Here is a 17,532-nt window from a genome sequence, read left to right as displayed (position 1 = left end):
TGAGCCGGCGGCGTCAGGCGGAGCGTTCCGCCACCAGGCCGTACATCAATGGCAGGCTGGGCATCGTCGCCGGCGGATACATCCGCCGGCCCTGCGCTTCGCGCATGCCGTCGAATCCACGCCAGCCGTTGGCGTAGGGATACTCCTGCAACCGGCGCAGCCGCAGCCCCGCGCGCAACAACGCATCCACGACTTCGCCCAGGCTCCACTGGAATTCGTAGCTCGGATGCGGATTGCGGAAATCCCGTACGCCGGGCTGGTTGCCGGAAGGCGCCAGCGCCTCGCCGGACAGTGCCACGTAGTCGCTGACGCCATCCTCCCAGACCAGCGGTTCGCCATGGGCGAAGTAGGGATACTTCGGCTGCCATTGCGGATCGAAAATCATCGCCACCGGATGGAACTCGACGCAGACGAAGCGTCCGCCAGGTTCCAGCACTTCCGCCAATCCACCTGCCCATGCATCCAGATCCGACAGCCAGCACAACGCGCCGTAGGAACTGAAGGCGATGTCGAACCGCCGTCCATCCGCCCGTGCCCGTTCGAACCAATCGTATACATCGGCGCGCTCGAACCCGGCACGGATGCCCGCGTCGCCCGCCAATTGGCGGGCGAACTCGATCGCGGCATCGCTGATGTCCACGCCCGTGACCTGCGCACCGAGTCCGGCCAGGCTCAGGCTGTCCTGGCCGGCGTTGCACTGCAGGTGGATGAGCCTCCTGCCGGCGATGTCACCCAGCAGCGCGATCTCTTCCGGGAACAGCGTGCTGCCGCCGGCGCGGAAGAACGACGCCTGATCGCGCTTGTGGCTGTTGTGCGCCACGGTGGCGGCATTCCAGGAATGGCGATTGCCTTCGTGCAGATCCTTGCGCATGGCCGATCGGGGAGCGGGAAGGGAGTGGCGATTCTAGGCCATCCATCCCCGCGAACCGCACGGTCAGGGCAGCGAGGGATCCCCGGCCATCGGCGGGCTGGCGGCGCGGCGGTCGCGCATGATCCGATTGAACAACGGTGTCGCCATCAGGGTGGTGAGGATCGCCATGATCACCAGGATCGAGAACAGGCCCGGTTCGATGACGCCGGCCTGCAGGCCGATGTTGATGATGATCAGTTCCATCAGGCCGCGGGCGTTCATCAGGGCGCCGATCGCCATCGCGTCACGCGGCGGCTCGCCCGACAATCGCGCCGCCGCCCAGCAGGCGATCGCCTTGCCGCCGAACGAGGCCAGCAGGATCGCGATGGCCGGCAGCAGCATCGCCGGATCCATGAACACCGACAGTTGGGTCTTCAGGCCGGAATAGGTGAAGAACAGCGGCAGCAGGACCACCACCACCATCGGCTGCAGCAGTTCGCGCAGGCGTTCGGTGAGCACGCCGCGTGGCAGGCAGGCGCCGAGGATGAAGCCGCCGAACACCGCGTGGATGCCGATGGCGTCCATCGCCCATGCGCACAGGAAGAACAGGGCCATCACCCAGGCCAACACCGAGGACGGCAGCGGTCCCTGCTCCGGCACGCGCGTGGCCAGCGGTGCCAGCAGGCGCCGGCCCGCCAGCAACATGAAGCTCAGGTAGGCGATGCCGCCGCCGATCGCCAGCCATGCCTGCGCCCAACTGCCGCCGAAACTGGCCAGCACGATCGCCAGGATGCACCAGGCCGCGGCGTCGTCCATCGCGCCCGCGGTGAGCGCCAGGGTACCCAGCGGCGTTCCGGTCAGTCCGCGCTCGTGGATGATGCGCGCCAGCATCGGGAACGCGGTGATCGCGATCGCCGCGCCGAGGAACAACGCGACTTCCAGGAAGCGGGTCTTGTCCGAGAACAGCCCCGGCACGTGCTGCAGCCAGGGCGCCAGCGCGAATGCGAGCAGGAACGGCACGGCGATGCCGGCCCAGGACACCGCCATCGCGCTGCGGTAGCGCGCGCGGAAATGATCGGCGCGGAACTCGGTGCCGACCAGGAACATGTACATGCCCACGCCGACCTGTCCGCCGACATACAGCATGTCCAGGGTCGGCTTGGGAAACAGCGCCAGCTGGGTCTCGGGCATCAGCGCGCCGAACAGCGAGGGGCCCAGGGTGACGCCGGCGATCATCTCGCCGACCACCTGCGGTTGTCCGAAACGTTGCGCGAGGCGGCCGACCAGGCGGCAGACCAGGATGATGATGCCCGCCTGCAGGAAGAAGTAGACGGACAACTGCGGCGTGGACATCAAGACAACCCCGGGACTCGACGCGCCATCATAGGCGGTCGGCGGGGACGGCGGAGCGTACTGGCGGTTACCCGCCGGCGCCGGTCAGCGCGGCTTGGCCGGCAGCGGGAACGGGGTGACCACCTTCTCGCCGGTGGCGGCGTCGCGGATGGCCGACTGGCCTTTGCGCTCGACTTCCTCGACCCGGATGATGCTCTGCATCGGCAGGTGCAGGACACGCGTATCGCCGAACTCGTCGCGCAGGCGCTCCTCGGTGGGATCCACCACCAGCCCGTCGTGCAGATCGAAGACCAGCTCGCCCACTTCGGTGAAGCCCCACAGACCGCTGGCGCCCACGTGGCCCGCATACAACTCGTAGACCTTGTTGTGGTTGAGGAAGGTGACCTTGTAGAGCTTCTTTGCCATGGGGCGGGGAGTGGGGAAACCGATGCGATGGGGGGAAAGTGAGGCCGCCCCGCCGCCGCTTCAATAGCCCTGCCGCTTGCGCAGGCGCCGGGCGATGGCGGCGCGGACGAACAGGGCGAACACCACCCCGAACAGGAATCCGGCGATGTGCGCCGACCAGGCCACCGCGCCGAAGGCCGGGCCGGTGTAGGCGAACACCACCTGCAGCAGCGCCCAGATGCCGATCAGCAGCGAGGCCGGCGCCTTGACGAATTCCAGGAACAGCCCGAGCGGCAGCACCACGCCGAGCTTGGCGGTCGGGAACAGCGCCAGGTAGGCGCCGATCACCGCCGAGACCGCGCCGCTGGCGCCGATCACCACCCGGTCGGGCGCACCGATGGTGAGGACCGCGGCCAGGTTGGCGACCGCGCCGCCCAACAGGAACAGGATCAGGAACCGCCACGGCCCCATGGTCCGCTCGGCCGGCATCCCGAAGATCAGCAGGAACACCAGATTGCCCAGCAGGTGGGCCCAGTCCGCATGCAGGAACAAGGCGGTGAACAGGCGCAGCACGCTGCCGTCTTGGAGATCGGCCAGCCAGGCCGGCAACGAGGTCAGGCCGCCGGACAACGCGCCCCATTCCTGCAGCAGCAACGCACGATCCGGTTGCATCGCCGCCCACAGGAACGCCAGCCACAACAGGCCCAGCAACGCGGGCGTGGCCCAGCGCAGCGAAGGCTTCCGGCGGGAGGGCAAGGAGACGAACATGCCGCCTCACTTTAACTCGCAGTGCCTGTCACCCGTGTCGTTTCCCTGTTCAGGAAAACCCCTCGGACCGTGCCAAGAGTTTGTTAGCTTTCGGTTAGAAGACATGGGTATACTGCATACGGCGTCGTATGTCGGGAGGGGCTTCCGGCGGACGAACCGGCGGGCATAACGCCGGTCGCTTCCAGCGGCGCATTGACCGTAACCCACGTCCTCCGGAGAGAGACACCATGCATTCCGTCAACAGTTTTGCCCGTATTTCCGCGCTGGCCTTCGGCATTGCCGGCGTTCTGGCTTTCGGTCAGGCGCACGGCGCCGCGTTCCAGCTGAAGGAAAACAGTGCCAAGGGTCTCGGCCGCGCGTTCGCCGGTTCGGGCAGCGCCCCGGGCGACGCCTCGGTGATCGCGACCAATCCGGCCGCGATGCGCCACATGAAGGAAACCCAATTCCAGGCCGACGTCAGCGCCATCAGCTTCTCGGCTGATTTCGAGGGCGGCGGACGCCTCGCCGGTCCGACCGGTGCGGGCACCGGCATGCCGATCTCCGGCGGCAACGGCGGCGACGCCGGCACCATCGCAGCGGTTCCGGCCGCGTACTTCCACACCATGATCGGCGAAAAGGCCCACCTGGGCGCGTCGCTGACCGTGCCGTTCGGCTTCAAGACCGAATACGACCGCAACTGGGTCGGCCGCTACCATGGCGTCAAGACCGACCTGAAGACCGCCGACCTCGGCCTGGCGATTTCCTATGACGTGAACCCGTACGTGTCCTTCGGCGCGTCGGTGTTCGTCGAGCGCCTGGAAGTGGATCTGAGCAACGCCGTCGATCTGGGCGCGGTGATGTTCTCGCAGGGCGGCGGCGCGCTTGGCTTCCTGCCGGGCAACGCCGACCTGTACAGCCAGCTCGAAGGCAGCAGCAATGACTGGGGCTTCACCGTCGGCGGCCTGTTCAGCGTCAACGACCAGACCCACATCGGCCTGAGCTACCGCTCCAAGGTCAAGCACGAGATCACCAACGGCAAGGCCACCTTCACGGCGACCAATGCCCGGGCCACCCAGGGCCAGGCGGTGCTGGCCGCGCGCGGCCTGTTCGTGAACACCGGTGGCCGCGCGACCATCGAACTGCCGGCCTCGGCGACCCTGAGCTTCACCCGCCAGGTCAACGACAAGCTGACCATCATGGCCGACGTGACGCGCACCTTCTGGGCGCCCTCGTTCGACGCGGTCACCGTCGATTTCCAGTCGAACCAGCCGAACAACGTGCTGCCGTTCCACTACCGCGACACGACCTTCAGCTCGATCGGTGCGGACTACCGCCTGAGCGACACGCTGACCCTGCGCGGCGGCGTGGCCTACGACCAGACCCCGACCACCGCCGAGCACCGCGACGTGCGCGTGCCGGACACCAGCCGCAAGTGGCTGTCGCTCGGCCTGACCTGGGCGCCGTCGGAAAAGGCGGAGTACAGCTTCGGCTACACCCACCTGTTCACCAAGGACCCGACCGTCGATCAGGTCTCGGCGACCGGCAGCACGCTGTCCGGTTCCTACGACGTGGCGGGCGATGTGCTGGCGGCTTCGATCAACTACAAGTTCTGATCGAATCCCGGCATTGCCGACGCGACACCGGAAAACCCCGCTTCGGCGGGGTTTTTCTTTTCCGTGATCGCGCCATTGAATGCGGGCGTGTTGCCCGAGCTAGAGCACAGGCGCGGGATGCATCCGCAGTTCGACGCGATTGCGTCCATTGCGCTTGGCCGCGTAGAGGGCCTCGTCCGCCAGCCGCACCAGATCGTTGAATCCGGTGTGGCGATAGCGGGTGTGGGCGATGCCCAGGCTGACGGTGACCCGGAAAGCGGGCGCGGGGAATTCCAGCGACATCACCTGCGTGCGGATGCGTTCGGCCAGCCGATGCGCGACTTCCGGCGAGGTCTCGCGCAGCACCAGCATGAATTCCTCCCCGCCCAGGCGCACGAACAGATCGTTGCTGCGGATGCATCCGCGCACCACGTCTGAAAACCGCTGCAGAACCTGATCGCCGGTTTCGTGGCCGTGGTGATCGTTGACCGCCTTGAAGTGATCCAGGTCCAGCGCGATCACCGCGAGCCCGCCTTCCAGGGTGACGAAGCGGGCGCTGGAACGCAGTTCGCTGTCCAGGCCCCGGCGGTTCAATGCGCCAGTGAGCGGATCCAGCAGCGCGCTCTGGCGCAGCGCTTCCGCGGCGCGGAAGCTGGCCAGCATCAGCATGCAGAAATTGAGCATGAACCAGATCGACAGATCCGCGTTCACCCATGACGGATTCGGGCCATAACGCCCGGTCAGCGCATGTGCGAGATCGCGGCCATAGAGGTACAGGAGCGCCACGCACGCGGTCATCATCAGCCGGGCGGGCACGTGGTCCGGGCCGGCCCGCAACAGGCGCAGCTGCCAGATCACCACCGCCAGCGCGAACACCTCCACCGCGCTCATCGCCGCGCCTTGTGCGTCCTGGATATCCCCATGGCCGTAGAGCAGCCAGCCGCCCAGCGGCAACGCCAGGGCCAGCGGCATGAGCGCGCGTTCACCGGGAAGGAGCGCGCGCTGGTGCACGAACTGGATCACCGACCACGCCAGGCCGATCAGGCCGGCACAGGCCAGCAGCCCACCCAGCCCGGCGATGGCATGCGCCAGATCCTGCGCGCCGGAACGCGAAGCCACCTGCGAGGTGCCGTCGAGCAGGGCCGCGCCCAGCGAGTAGACGAAATGGGCCACGCCCCAGGCGGTGATGCCGCGCACGCCGCGCGATACCCGCGACACGTAGAAGAAAAGTCCCAGCAGCACCGCCGCCAGCGCGCAGTCGCTAATCAGCAGATGGTAGAAATCGGTGGTCATCAAGCCGGTCTTGCCTTTGGCGCGGTGCAACGTCCTGTTCCCCGTACCAACGCAGAACGCGGCCAATTCCGGCTATCGGCGGGAAGGCGGCGCGGCGGAGCGCCACGGCCGCATTCAGGGTTGCATCTCGACCCGGTTGCGGCCCTTGCGCTTGGCCGCGTACAACGCGTCGTCCGCGCGTCGCATCAGCTCCACGAACGGCTCTCCGTCGCTTCCCCCGAAAGCGATGCCCAGGCTGATCGTCACCCGGAACGGGCGCCCCTCGGGAGGACTGAACTCCAGCCGCATCATCTGGTTGCGCAGGCGCTCGGACAGGTGCCGCGCGGTTTCGCGATCGGTTCCCGGCATGACCACCGCGAATTCCTCGCCGCCCATGCGGGCGAACAGTTGATCGCTGCGCAGGCCGCTGCGCACGGTTTCGCTGAAGCGTTGCAGGACCCGATCGCCGGTGTCGTGGCCATGGCGATCATTGATCGCCTTGAAATGATCCAGATCGATGGCGATGACGCTGAGTCCGGGCTGGTCGCGATCCGGCCAACTGCTGAGTTCGCCGTGCAGGCCGCGCCGGTTCAGCGCACCGGTCAGCGGATCGAACATGGCGCTGAGCTTGAGCGATTCGGCGGCGCGGAAGCTGCATAGCATCAGCATGCAGAAATTGAGCATGAACCAGATCGACAGGTCCACGCTGACCCAGATCTCGTCGAAACCGAAATGGCTGAGCGACCACCCGGGCACCACGCTGCCGTACAGCACCGCCAGCAGTCCACACCCCAGCATCATCATCCGCGCCGGCAGCCGGTAGGGATCCTCGCGCAGGACATGCAGGTGCCAGATCATCCACAACAGGACCAGCAATTCCACGCAATTGAGGACGACGCTCTGCGCCTCCCAGCCACCGCCCAGGCCCCAGACCAGCAGCGGCGGCGCGACGGCCATGGGCACGACCGCGATTTCCAGCCGGTGCAGTGCGCGCCGCCGGGCGAACTGCACGACCGCCCAGCCCAGCGCCGCCATCCCGCCGCACAGGACGGCCGAACCCAGATGGGTGGACAGCGCGGCTGCGGTTGCCAGGCCGGTGTCGGCGAAAGTGGCCGTGCCGGCGTCGAACAGGGTCGCCCCGATCGTGTAGACCACGTGCGCGGCGCCCCAGGTGAACACGCCCTGGATGTTGCGCGACACCCGCGCCACGTACCAGAACAGGACGAACAGCACGACCGCCAGCAGGCAGTCGCTCAATAGCGTCAGCAAAACCGCCCAACTCATCCGCCTGCCAGCCCCTGGATCCCCATGGGCATGTTATCGGCACTACGTCACAAAACAACAGGGCCGCGCGAGGCGGCCCTGAGGGGGAACGACGGCCTGGCGGCCTCTGCCGGAACTCAGTCGCCCAAGGTCAGCAGCGAGGCATTGCCGCCGGCGGCCGTGGTGTTGACGGTCACGGTCTTTTCGGTGGCGAAGCGCGGCAGGTAGTGCGGACCGCCGGCCTTGGGGCCGGTGCCGGACAGGCCCTGGCCGCCGAACGGCTGCACGCCCACCACCGCGCCGATCTGGTTGCGGTTGACGTAGACGTTGCCGACCTTGACCCGCGCGGCGATGCGATCGACCGTCTCGTCGATGCGCGAGTGCACGCCCAGGGTCAGGCCGAAACCGGTGGCGTTGATGGCGTCAATCACCTGGTCGAGCTGATCGGCCTTCCAGCGCACCACGTGCAGGGCGGGTCCGAAGATCTCGCGATGCAGCTGGTCCAGCGACTTCAGCTCCCACGCACGTGGCGCGAAGAAGGTGCCGTGGGCGGCGTCCTCGCCCAGGTTGGCCTGCTTGATCAGGCGGGCTTCGGTGGCCATGCGCGCGGCGTGGTCCTCCAGGATCTTCAGCGCGTCGGCGTCGATCACCGGGCCGACGTCGGTGGACAGCAAGCCGGGATCCCCGACCTTCAGTTCCTCCATCGCGCCGGCCAGCATGGTCATCACCTTGTCGGCGATGTCGTCCTGCACGAACAGCACGCGCGCGGCCGAGCAGCGCTGGCCGGCGGAGGTGAAGGCCGAACCGATGGCGTCCTTGACCAGTTGTTCCGGCAGCGCCGAGGAGTCGGCGATGAACGCGTTCTGGCCGCCGGTCTCGGCGATCAGCACGCCGATGGCGGCATCGCGCGCGGCCAGCGAGCGGTTGATCGCGCGAGCGGTCTCGGTGGAACCGGTGAAAGCCACGCCGGCCACGCGCGGATCCTTGGTGAGCGCGGCGCCGACGGTGGCGCCGTCGCCGGGCAGGAACTGCAGCACGCTTTCCGGGATGCCGGCTTCGTGCAGCAGTTTCACCGCCGCGTGGCCGATCAGGTTGGTCTGTTCGGCGGGCTTGGCGATGACACTGTTGCCGGCGGCGAGCGCGGCACTGACCTGGCCCAGGAAGATCGCCAGCGGGAAGTTCCACGGACTGATGCAGACGAACACGCCACGGCCGTGCAGCTGCAGTTCGTTGGATTCGCCGGTCGGGCCGGGCAGGCGTTCGGCGGCGCCGAACTGCGCGCGCGCCTGGGCGCCGTAGTAGCGCAGGAAATCCACCGCCTCGCGCACTTCGGCGACGCTGTCGGGCAGGGTCTTGCCGGCTTCCTTCACGCACAGCGCGATGTACTCGGGCATGCGCTGTTCCAGCAGGTCGGCGGCGTGCTCCAGGATCGCGGCGCGGCTGGCGGCCGGGGTGCGATCCCAGGCCGGCTGTGCGGCCACGGCGTTCTGCAGCGCTTTTTCCACCGCCGCGCCGTCGGCCGGTTGCCATTCACCCACGGTCTGGCGGCGATCGGCCGGGTTGGTCACCGGCAGCGCCGCGCCCGCGACCACCGCGCCCGGCACCAGCGGCGCCGCGCGCCACGGCTTGACCGCGGCATTGACGCGCTCGGCCAGCACGCGCAGGTCGTTGTCGTTGGCGAGGTTGGCGCCCATGGAGTTGTTCCTGTCAGAAGTCGGGATGGGGGCTGCCTGGTTGCGGAAGAGATCGCGCGGCAGCGGGATGCGTGGATGCGGGATGGAATCGAACGCGGACACGGTTTCCACCGGGTCGCGGATCAGGTCCTCGATGGCCACGTTCTCGTCGGTGATGCGGTTGACGAAGCTGGAATTGGCGCCGTTCTCCAGCAGGCGGCGGACCAGGTACGGCAGCAGATCCTCGTGCGAGCCGACCGGCGCGTAGACGCGGCAGGGCACGCCCAGGCGGTCGGCGGGAATCACTTCGGCGTACAGGTCGTCGCCCATGCCATGCAGCTTCTGGTGCTCGTACGGGCGGCCCCGGGCAATCGAGCGGATCGCGGCGATGGTCTGTGCGTTGTGGGTGGCGAACATCGGATACAGCGCGTCGCCGTGCTCGAACATGCGTCGCGCGTTGGCCAGGTAGGACACGTCGGTGTTCGGCTTGCGGGTGAACACCGGATAGCCCGGATGGCCGTCGATCTGCGCGCGCTTGACCTCGGCGTCCCAGTAGGCGCCCTTGACCAGCCGCACCGGCATGCGCCGGCCGACCCGGCGGGCCAGATCGGCGAGGAAGTCGATCACGTAGGGCGTGCGCTTCTGGTACGCCTGCACGGCCAGGCCGTAGCCTTCCCAGCCGTCCAGCGACTGGTCGGAGAAGGTGGCCTCGATCAGATCCAGCGACAGTTCAAGCCGGTCGGCTTCCTCGGCGTCGATGGTGAAGCCGATGCCGTACGACTTGGCCAGCTGCGCCAGTTCCAGGATGCCCGGCGCCAGTTCCCGCATGACCCGCGCGCGCTTGGCGTGCTCGTAGCGTGGGTGCAGGGCCGAGAGCTTGATGGAGATGCTGGGAGCGGCGAAGACGTCGGGGAAGGGGCCCGTCTTGCCGATTGAATGGATGGCCTTCCGATAGGCCTCCAGATAGCGCGCGGCGTCCTTCGAGGTCAGCGCGCCCTCGCCCAGCATGTCGAACGAGTAGCGGTAGTTGGCGTTGTCGCCCTTGCGCGAACGGCCCAGCGCTTCCTCGATGGTCCGGCCCATCACGAACTGGTGGCCCATGATGCGCATGGCCTGGCGCACCGCCAGCCGGATGACCGGCTCGCCGACGCGGCCGATCAGGCGCTTGAAGGCGCCGGGCACGTCGTGGCGGGTCAGATCGTTGAGATTGACCAGCCGGCCGGTCAGCATCAGGCCCCAGGTGGAGGCGTTGACCAGCACCGAATCGCTCTGGCCCAGGTGCTTTTCCCAGTCGGCGTCGCCCAGCTTGTCGCGGATCAGCTTGTCGGCGGTTTCCTGGTCCGGAATGCGCAGCAGCGCCTCGGCCACGCACATCAGCAGCACGCCTTCCTCGCTGCCCAGGTCGTACTGGCGCATGAAGGCCTCGATGGCGCCCTGATCCTGGGCGCGGGCGCGGACCCGCGCGACCAGATCGGCGGCCAGCGCCTGCGCGCGGGCCTGCTCGTCGGCCGGCAGCCGGGCCTGGGCGAGCAGTTCGCGCACGTGTTCGGCTTCGTCGCGCAGCCAGGCCGCGGTGATGGCGGCCCGCAGGGCCGACGGCGGGGCAGGGAGTTCGGGGGAAACGATGCCGGCGGTCGCCGGCGGCGGGGCCGCCTCGGTGCCGGACTGGGGCTGGGAGCTCATGAACGTGATCGGAAGCGGGCGATGGAGCCCGATAGTGTAGTGAGCCGGACCACCGTTCGCGAATGGATGGAACCGGATGGCGCGGGTTTCACGCCATCCGGGGCCGCCGGAAACGGCGCGCGCGGGGTCCGGCCGATTGACCGAGATCATTGCAACTTGCCGCAACAGGGGGGTGAGGCTAACATTTAGGGGTTTTCCGCGGCCTCGTTGCGCGGTTGGCAGCATGATCGAAGTGCTTCCGTCATTGCCGGGTATCCACGGCGCGCGGCTCCGGCTGCGACCGCCCCGGGCTTTGACGGCCCGCCAGTTCGTGGCCTTGTTCGCCGCGCTGGCCGGGGCGATGTGGCTGGTGGCCCTGCTGGGCTGGCTGGCCGGCAACGCCTTCGCACCGGCCTTCGCCCTGCTGCACAGCGCATTCGTGGGCGCGGCGCTGCGTTGGCTATGGCGCAGCGGCGAGCGGGGTGAGGACATCACCATCGGTCCGGAGGTCGTGGAAGTCAGCCGCACCCCCGAGGCCGGACCGGTGTTCCGGGCGCATCCTTATTGGGTGCGGCTCCGTATCGAGGCGGATGGCGAAAGGATTTCGCTGGCTTCCAGTGGTCGCCGGGTCGAGGTGGGCAATTTCCTCGGTCCGGGCGAGCGCCGGCAGCTGGCGGACAAGTTGCAGGATTTACTGGCGGCCGCGAGCGGTCGCAACCGATGACGCATTTGGGGTCTAGGCAATGACGCAAGTGAATGGGTATTGGAAGCGTTTGATGACGGCCTGCGCGCTGCTGGCTTCGCCGGCGCTGGCGTGGGCGCAGTCGGCGGACCCGAAGCCGTGGCAGCTGAACATGGGCAAGGGCGTCACCGCCTCGTCCCAGCACGCCTACGACGCGCACATGGTGGCGCTGATCGTGTGCATCGTGATCGGCATCATCGTGTTCGGCGCGATGGGCTACGCGATGTTCAAGTTCCGCAAGTCCAAGGGTGCGGTGGCCGCGCAGTTCAGCCACAACACCACCGCGGAAATCATCTGGACCGTCATCCCGGTGCTGATCCTGGTGGTCATGGCCTGGCCGGCGACCGCCAAGCTGATCGCCATGTACGACACCCGCGACTCCGAGATGACCGTCAAGGTCACCGGTTACCAGTGGATGTGGAAGTACGAATACCTGGGCGAGGACGTGTCCTTCACCAGCCGCCTGGACCGCGAGTCCGACCGCATCCGCCAGAGCGGCGAGAAGCCGGACCTGGCCAAGAACCCGCACTACCTGCTGGACGTGGACAACGAGCTCGTCCTGCCGGTCAACACCAAGATCCGCTTCGTGATCACCGCCGACGACGTCATCCACGCCTGGTGGGTGCCGGCGCTGGGCTGGAAGCAGGACGCTATCCCGGGCATCGTCAACGAGGCCTGGACCGACATCAAGGAACCGGGCGTGTACCGCGGCCAGTGCGCCGAGCTGTGCGGCAAGGACCACGGCTTCATGCCGATTGTCGTGCGCGCGGTGCCGAAGGAAGAATTCCAGAAGTGGCTGGCAGAGAGGAAGCCGGCCCCGGCGGCCCCGGCTGCTCCCGCCGCGCCGGCGGAAGCCGTGCCCGCCGATGGCCAGGCCGTTCCGGCCCCGGCCACCGACGCCGCCCCCACCAGCGAGCCGGCCGCGCCCCAGGCGCAGGCTTAATCGTCCGCTTCAGCTGCAAGAGATCACGAACATGGCCCACACCGCCGTCGATCACCACGACGATCACCACGGTCACCAGCAGAGCTTCATCGAGCGTTGGTTCTTTTCGACCAACCACAAAGACATCGGTACGCTCTACCTGATTTTCAGCTTCATCATGTTCATCATCGGCGCGGGCATGTCGGTGATCATCCGTGCCGAGCTGATGACCCCGGGCCTGCAGTTCGTCAAGCCCGAGTTCTTCAACCAGATGACCACCGTGCACGCGCTGGTCATGATCTTCGGTGGCGTGATGCCGGCCTTCGTCGGCCTCGCCAACTGGATGATTCCGCTGCAGATCGGCGCGCCGGACATGGCACTGCCGCGCATGAACAACTGGTCCTTCTGGATCATGCCGTTCGCCTTCACCCTGCTGCTGATGACCCTGTTCCTGCCGGGCGGCGCGCCGGCCGGTGGCTGGACCCTGTATCCGCCGCTGTCGCTGCAAGGCGGCGCCAACGTGGCCTTCAGCATCTTCGCCATCCACATGATGGGCGTGAGCTCGATCATGGGCGCGATCAACATCATCGCGACCGTGCTCAACATGCGCGCCCCGGGCATCGACCTGCTGAAGATGCCGATCTTCTGCTGGACCTGGCTGATCACCGCGTTCCTGCTGATCGCCGTGATGCCGGTGCTGGCCGGCGCGGTCACCATGCTGCTGACCGACAAGTTCTTCGGCACCAGCTTCTTCAACGCCGCCGGCGGCGGCGACCCGGTGATGTACCAGCACATCTTCTGGTTCTTCGGCCACCCCGAGGTCTACATCATGATCCTGCCGGCGTTCGGCGTGGTGTCGGAAATCATCCCGACCTTCAGCCGCAAGCCGCTGTTCGGCTACCAGGCCATGGTGTACGCGACCGCCTCGATCGCGTTCCTGTCGTTCATCGTGTGGGCGCACCACATGTTCACGGTGGGCATGCCCCTGGGCGGCGAGATCTACTTCATGTTCGCCACCATGCTGATCGCCATCCCGACCGGCGTGAAGGTGTTCAACTGGGTCAGCACGATGTGGAAGGGCTCGCTGAGCTTCGAAACCCCGATGCTGTGGGCGGTGGGCTTCGTCATCCTGTTCACCATCGGTGGCTTCTCCGGCCTGATGCTGGCCATCGTGCCGGCGGACTTCCAGTACCACGACACCTACTTCGTGGTCGCGCACTTCCACTACGTGCTGGTGACCGGCGCGCTGTTCTCCATCATCGCCGCCACCTACTACTGGTGGCCGAAGTGGACCGGCCGCATGTACAACGAGACCGCCGGCAAGTTCCATTTCTGGTGGACGGTGATCTTCGTCAACCTGCTGTTCTTCCCGCAGCACTTCCTGGGCCTGGCCGGCATGCCGCGCCGTATCCCGGACTACAACCCGGTGTTCGCGGACTGGAACCTGGTCAGCTCGATCGGCGCGTTCGGCATGTTCCTGACGCCCTTCATGATGGCCTTCATCCTGTGGAGCTCGCTGCGCAACGGTGCCAAGGCCGATGCGCGCGCCTGGGAAAACGCCCGTGGCCTGGAGTGGACCGTGCCGTCGCCGGCGCCGCACCACACCTTCAGCACCCCGCCGGTCATCAAGGATGGCGACCTGGCGCACGGCGACGTGACCCACTGAGCCGGGTGACGGGTGGCTGAGTCCATGAACGCTCCGATGCTCTCGCCGGAAGAAACCGCGCGCCGCCGCAAGGCGGTGCTGCGCACGGCGTGGATCGTGGGCGGGCTGGCCTTCGCCATCTTCGTGCTGTTCATCCTGCGCGCGGTGCTCAGCGCATGAGCGGCAAGGCGTCCAATTCGGCGGGCCTGCTCAAGCTGGTGGGCGTGGCGCTGGGCGTGTTCGTGCTGACGTTCTCGCTGGTGCCGCTGTACCGGATCGCCTGCGAGAAGGTGTTCGGCGTGCGCCTGGAAAAGGGACCGGGCCAGGCCCAGGTCGCCGAGGTCAAGGCCAAGCGCGTCGTCACCGTGCAGTTCGACGGTGGCGTGAACTCCAAGCTGCCGTGGGCGTTCCATCCCGAGCAGTTGACCATGCAGGTGGTGCCGGGCGAGCTGTACGAGGCCAAGTACTTCGCGCGCAACGACGGCCAGCGGCCGATCGTGGGCAGCGCGGTGCCGTCGGTGGCCCCGGCGCGCGCCTCGGGCTACTTCACCAAGACCGAATGCTTCTGCTTCACCGCCCAGACCCTGCAGGCCGGTGAAGTGCGCGACATGCCGGTGCGCTTCATCGTCGATCCCAATCTGCCGGCCGACGTGAAGACCATCACCCTGTCGTATACCTTCTACAAGAACGATGCCATGACCGCGCAACTGGGCGCGGGCAACGCGTCCAATTCGCCGCACGCGGCACCCTGATCGAGCCTTAGGAACCGGAAGACACGCCATGGCACAAGCTCATTCGCCAGACGCCAACATCTACTTCGTGCCACACAGCAGCAAGTGGCCGTTCGTGGGCTCCATCTCCATGTTCGTCACCATGGTCGGCGTGGCCAGCTGGCTCAACGACGCCGCCTGGGGCAAGTGGACCTTCTTCGCCGGCGTGTTCCTGCTCTGCGCGACCCTGTTCATGTGGTTCGGCGACGTGATCCGGGAGTCGGTCAGCGGCAACTACAACAAGCAGGTGGACGTGTCCTTCCGCATGGGCATGGTCTGGTTCATCTTCTCCGAAGTGATGTTCTTCGCCGCGTTCTTCGGCGCGCTGTTCTACGCCCGCCAGTTCGCGCTGCCGTGGCTGGGCGGCGAAGGCGACGGCGTGATGACCAACGCGCTGCTGTGGGACGGCTTCTCCTCGGCCTGGCCAAGCGCCGGCCCCGGCCAGGTCGGTGGCCAGTTCCAGACCATCCCGGCCTGGGGCCTGCCGCTGCTCAACACCCTGATCCTGCTGACCTCGGGCGTGACCATCACCATCGCCCACCACGCGCTGAAGGCGGGCCACCGCAAGCAGTTGCTGGTGTTCCTGGGCCTGACCGTCCTGCTGGGTTGCGTGTTCCTGTTCTTCCAGGCGGAGGAGTACATCCACGCCTACAAGGAGCTGAACCTGACCCTGGGTTCGGGCATCTACGGTTCGACCTTCTTCATGCTGACCGGCTTCCACGGCGCGCACGTGACGCTGGGAACGATCATGCTGGCGATCATCTGGCTGCGCTGCGCGCGCGGCCACTTCACCAAGGACGACCACTTCGGCTTCGAAGCCGTGGCCTGGTACTGGCACTTCGTCGACGTGGTGTGGCTGGGCCTGTTCCTGTTCGTGTACGTGCTGTAAGGACGGGATTGGAGATTGGGGATTCGGGATTCGTTTCCGGTCCCCGATGCAGAAAAGGCGACGGTCAGCCCGTCGCCTTTTTTCATCTGGAGGATTCGAAGGCCGCTTTCGAATCCCGAATCACAAATCCCGAATCCCGGCGCAAAGCGCCATCAGGCTCCCACCCCATGCGGCTTGATCCAGCCCATGTAGATGGCGAGGATGACCAGCAGGATGAGGGCCACGGACAGGCCGATGCGGCGGGTCAGGGCGTTGACGGTGCGTTTGCTCTGGCCCTTGTCCACCAGCAGGTAATACAGCCCGGCGCCGAGGTTCCAGATGATGAGGATCAGGAACGCGATGATCAGCAGGGTTTTCAACGAATCATTCATGGGTGCCTCGAAGGGCGTGCAGCGGGCATGAACACATTATTGCAGCCGACGGGAAATCGCGCGTGAGCCGCCGGCGGATGCCGCTGGCGGTCGGCTGGGCGCTGGCCCTGGCCGTGATCGCGCTGTTCTGCGGCCTGGGCACCTGGCAGCTGGGACGCGCCAAGCAGAAGGAGGCCATGCTTGCGGCCTCGCAGAAGATCCTGAGTGAGCGCCGGGCGGTCCCGCTGGCCGACGCCGCGCGGCCGGGATCGCGTGGCGACTACGCCTGGGCCTCCGGTCATGGCCGGTTCCTGCCGGGGCCGGCGGTGCTGCTGGACAACCAGAACCGCGAGGGGCGCGCGGGCATCCGCGCCTACCGGGTGTTCCAGCCCGAAGGCGCGCCGCCGCTGCTGGTGGAGCTGGGCTGGTTGCCGCTGCCCGGCGATCGGCGCCTGCCGGCGATTCCGGTGCCCGAGGGCGCGTACACCCTGAGCGGCCTGCTCGCGCCTCCGCCCGCCGAGGGATTGGTCAAGGCAGTCAGCGCGACCCAGTCCAGCGGGGACCGGTTGGTCACTGGACTGGACATGGCCGCACTGGCGCGCGACCTGGAACTGCCGGCGCTCGCGCCGCGCGTGTTCCGGCCCAATCCCGCGCTGCCGCTGGGCTATGCGCGCGATCTCGACATCCTGCCCAACACGCTGCCGCCCGAACGCCACCTCGGCTATGCGGTGCAGTGGTTCGGGCTGGCGCTGGCGGTGCTGATCACCGCGCTGGTGGTGAGTCGTCGTGGCCGTCGCCGACAGCAGGAGCGCTGAGCCGCCGTGCATGAGAAAATAGCCGGATGACTTCGATGCCCCCCGATGCCGGCCGCGCCCGCGGACGCTGGATGCTGGTCGCGCTGTTCGCCCTGTTCTTCGGCACCGTGTTCGGTGCCGGCGTCCTGCGCTTCGCCGGCTGGCAGCCTGCTGGCCACAAGAACAACGGCGAAATGTTGCAACCGCCGTCCGACGCCCGCCAGATCGTGCCCCGCCTGGTCGATGGCCAGCCCTACGCCTGGCAGCCGGGCGAACGGATCTGGCGCATCGTGGTGGCGCCGCCAGCCGATTGCGCCGCCGACTGCCTGAAGCTGGCGCAGGACCTGGACAAGGTCTGGCGTCTGTTCGGGCACAACGCCGACAAGGTGGAGATTCTCTGGATCGGCCCGCTGCCGGCGGGAGCGCCGGCGACCGAGGCACGCCGCCAGTTGCAGGCTTCGCCGGAACTGCTGGCGGCATTGCCGCGCCTGCAGGATCCCAAGGGCGTGCCCGTCTATGTCATCGATCCCCATGGTTTCGTGATCCTGCGCTATCCGCCCGGCTTCGACGCCGGCGGCCTGTACAAGGACGTCGCGAAGCTGCTGAAACTGATTTGAGGGTGCG

General features: G+C 67.3%; 17 protein-coding genes. 9 read left to right on the top strand and 8 right to left on the bottom strand.

The features are described from left to right. Positions 1-13: 13 nt before the first annotated feature. The 4 genes from IB228_RS08750 to IB228_RS08735 form a co-directional block, all read right to left on the bottom strand. A complete protein-coding gene (locus IB228_RS08750; protein ID WP_183640372.1) occupies positions 14-871 on the bottom strand; it encodes a class I SAM-dependent methyltransferase in 858 nt (285 codons plus the stop codon). Positions 872-934: 63 nt separating this feature from the next. After that, positions 935-2,203 carry a cation:proton antiporter gene (locus IB228_RS08745; protein ID WP_192198134.1) on the bottom strand — a complete coding sequence of 423 codons (1,269 nt, stop codon included), beginning with the start codon at positions 2,201-2,203 and terminating at the stop codon, positions 935-937. 84 nt (positions 2,204-2,287) lie between these two features. Further along, a complete protein-coding gene (locus IB228_RS08740) occupies positions 2,288-2,608 on the bottom strand; it encodes a DUF1820 family protein (protein ID WP_183640377.1) in 321 nt (106 codons plus the stop codon). Between the two features lie 60 nt (positions 2,609-2,668). Then, positions 2,669-3,355 carry a rhomboid family intramembrane serine protease gene (locus tag IB228_RS08735; RefSeq protein WP_141454517.1) on the bottom strand — a complete coding sequence of 229 codons (687 nt, stop codon included), beginning with the start codon at positions 3,353-3,355 and terminating at the stop codon, positions 2,669-2,671. Positions 3,356-3,582: 227 nt separating this feature from the next. On the opposite strand from IB228_RS08735, the gene IB228_RS08730 reads away from it, so the two are divergent. Beyond that, positions 3,583-4,947 (top strand): outer membrane protein transport protein, encoded by a 1,365-nt coding sequence (locus IB228_RS08730; protein ID WP_183640383.1) that lies wholly within the window; start codon positions 3,583-3,585, stop codon positions 4,945-4,947. A 99-nt stretch (positions 4,948-5,046) separates the two neighbouring features. Here the strand turns inward: IB228_RS08730 and IB228_RS08725 are convergent, their stop codons facing one another. The 3 genes from IB228_RS08725 to putA all read right to left on the bottom strand — a co-directional run bounded on the left by IB228_RS08725 (position 5,047) and on the right by putA (position 10,817). Beyond that, complete coding sequence (locus tag IB228_RS08725) at positions 5,047-6,249, bottom strand: GGDEF domain-containing protein (protein WP_192198133.1); 1,203 nt, start codon at positions 6,247-6,249, stop codon at positions 5,047-5,049. Positions 6,250-6,333: 84 nt separating this feature from the next. Next, positions 6,334-7,467 carry a GGDEF domain-containing protein gene (locus tag IB228_RS08720; protein WP_192198132.1) on the bottom strand — a complete coding sequence of 378 codons (1,134 nt, stop codon included), beginning with the start codon at positions 7,465-7,467 and terminating at the stop codon, positions 6,334-6,336. A 131-nt stretch (positions 7,468-7,598) separates the two neighbouring features. Then, positions 7,599-10,817, bottom strand: coding sequence for a bifunctional proline dehydrogenase/L-glutamate gamma-semialdehyde dehydrogenase PutA (gene putA, locus IB228_RS08715; RefSeq protein WP_192198131.1), 3,219 nt, complete (start codon positions 10,815-10,817; stop codon positions 7,599-7,601). Positions 10,818-11,040: 223 nt separating this feature from the next. Between putA and IB228_RS08710 the strand changes: the two genes are divergently transcribed. The 6 genes from IB228_RS08710 to IB228_RS08690 are packed head-to-tail and all read left to right on the top strand — an operon-like array spanning position 11,041 to position 15,764. Then, positions 11,041-11,520: a DUF2244 domain-containing protein gene (locus tag IB228_RS08710; protein ID WP_141454512.1), complete on the top strand. Its 480-nt coding sequence runs from the start codon at positions 11,041-11,043 to the stop codon at positions 11,518-11,520. Between the two features lie 52 nt (positions 11,521-11,572). Continuing rightward, positions 11,573-12,481 carry a cytochrome c oxidase subunit II gene (gene coxB, locus IB228_RS08705; protein WP_225562361.1) on the top strand — a complete coding sequence of 303 codons (909 nt, stop codon included), beginning with the start codon at positions 11,573-11,575 and terminating at the stop codon, positions 12,479-12,481. 31 nt (positions 12,482-12,512) lie between these two features. Then, the gene (ctaD, locus tag IB228_RS08700; protein ID WP_183640395.1) at positions 12,513-14,126 is read left to right on the top strand and encodes a cytochrome c oxidase subunit I; all 1,614 of its coding nucleotides are present in this window, start codon (positions 12,513-12,515) and stop codon (positions 14,124-14,126) included. Positions 14,127-14,150: 24 nt separating this feature from the next. Next, the gene (locus IB228_RS19930) at positions 14,151-14,285 is read left to right on the top strand and encodes a hypothetical protein (RefSeq protein ID WP_255431422.1); all 135 of its coding nucleotides are present in this window, start codon (positions 14,151-14,153) and stop codon (positions 14,283-14,285) included. Then, positions 14,282-14,857, top strand: a complete 576-nt coding sequence (locus IB228_RS08695; RefSeq protein ID WP_141454509.1) for a cytochrome c oxidase assembly protein — start codon at positions 14,282-14,284, stop codon at positions 14,855-14,857. Before IB228_RS19930 ends, IB228_RS08695 begins: the two co-directional genes overlap by 4 nt. Positions 14,858-14,885: 28 nt before the next feature. Further along, the gene (locus IB228_RS08690) at positions 14,886-15,764 is read left to right on the top strand and encodes a cytochrome c oxidase subunit 3 (protein WP_183640398.1); all 879 of its coding nucleotides are present in this window, start codon (positions 14,886-14,888) and stop codon (positions 15,762-15,764) included. Positions 15,765-15,916: 152 nt separating this feature from the next. On the opposite strand, the gene IB228_RS08685 is transcribed toward IB228_RS08690, so the two are convergent. After that, positions 15,917-16,135, bottom strand: coding sequence for a twin transmembrane helix small protein (locus tag IB228_RS08685; RefSeq protein WP_183640400.1), 219 nt, complete (start codon positions 16,133-16,135; stop codon positions 15,917-15,919). A 77-nt stretch (positions 16,136-16,212) separates the two neighbouring features. On the opposite strand from IB228_RS08685, the gene IB228_RS08680 reads away from it, so the two are divergent. Both IB228_RS08680 and IB228_RS08675 read left to right on the top strand, forming a co-directional pair. Further along, positions 16,213-16,929, top strand: a complete 717-nt coding sequence (locus tag IB228_RS08680; RefSeq protein ID WP_192198373.1) for an SURF1 family protein — start codon at positions 16,213-16,215, stop codon at positions 16,927-16,929. A 26-nt stretch (positions 16,930-16,955) separates the two neighbouring features. Continuing rightward, positions 16,956-17,525, top strand: coding sequence for a hypothetical protein (locus tag IB228_RS08675; protein WP_192198129.1), 570 nt, complete (start codon positions 16,956-16,958; stop codon positions 17,523-17,525). Positions 17,526-17,532: the final 7 nt, after the last annotated feature.

The organism is Pseudoxanthomonas sp. PXM04 (assembly GCF_014851695.1).
GTDB classification, from domain to species: domain Bacteria; phylum Pseudomonadota; class Gammaproteobacteria; order Xanthomonadales; family Xanthomonadaceae; genus Pseudoxanthomonas_A; species Pseudoxanthomonas_A beigongshangi.
The sequence above is the reverse complement of the archived record's forward strand: the minus strand, read 5'-3'. Positions and strand labels throughout refer to the sequence as shown.

Coding starts and splice junctions, on each gene's coding strand:
- IB228_RS08680 (WP_192198373.1), top strand. CDS start 16,213: ATGCCGCTGGCGGTCGGCTGGGCGCTGGCCCTGGCCGTGATCGCGCTG.
- IB228_RS08745 (WP_192198134.1), bottom strand. CDS start 2,203: ATGTCCACGCCGCAGTTGTCCGTCTACTTCTTCCTGCAGGCGGGCATC.
- IB228_RS08690 (WP_183640398.1), top strand. CDS start 14,886: ATGGCACAAGCTCATTCGCCAGACGCCAACATCTACTTCGTGCCACAC.
- IB228_RS08735 (WP_141454517.1), bottom strand. CDS start 3,355: ATGTTCGTCTCCTTGCCCTCCCGCCGGAAGCCTTCGCTGCGCTGGGCC.
- coxB (WP_225562361.1), top strand. CDS start 11,573: ATGACGGCCTGCGCGCTGCTGGCTTCGCCGGCGCTGGCGTGGGCGCAG.
- IB228_RS08710 (WP_141454512.1), top strand. CDS start 11,041: ATGATCGAAGTGCTTCCGTCATTGCCGGGTATCCACGGCGCGCGGCTC.
- IB228_RS08695 (WP_141454509.1), top strand. CDS start 14,282: ATGAGCGGCAAGGCGTCCAATTCGGCGGGCCTGCTCAAGCTGGTGGGC.
- IB228_RS08685 (WP_183640400.1), bottom strand. CDS start 16,135: ATGAATGATTCGTTGAAAACCCTGCTGATCATCGCGTTCCTGATCCTC.
- putA (WP_192198131.1), bottom strand. CDS start 10,817: ATGAGCTCCCAGCCCCAGTCCGGCACCGAGGCGGCCCCGCCGCCGGCG.
- IB228_RS08750 (WP_183640372.1), bottom strand. CDS start 871: ATGCGCAAGGATCTGCACGAAGGCAATCGCCATTCCTGGAATGCCGCC.
- IB228_RS08675 (WP_192198129.1), top strand. CDS start 16,956: ATGACTTCGATGCCCCCCGATGCCGGCCGCGCCCGCGGACGCTGGATG.
- IB228_RS08740 (WP_183640377.1), bottom strand. CDS start 2,608: ATGGCAAAGAAGCTCTACAAGGTCACCTTCCTCAACCACAACAAGGTC.
- ctaD (WP_183640395.1), top strand. CDS start 12,513: ATGGCCCACACCGCCGTCGATCACCACGACGATCACCACGGTCACCAG.
- IB228_RS08730 (WP_183640383.1), top strand. CDS start 3,583: ATGCATTCCGTCAACAGTTTTGCCCGTATTTCCGCGCTGGCCTTCGGC.
- IB228_RS19930 (WP_255431422.1), top strand. CDS start 14,151: ATGAACGCTCCGATGCTCTCGCCGGAAGAAACCGCGCGCCGCCGCAAG.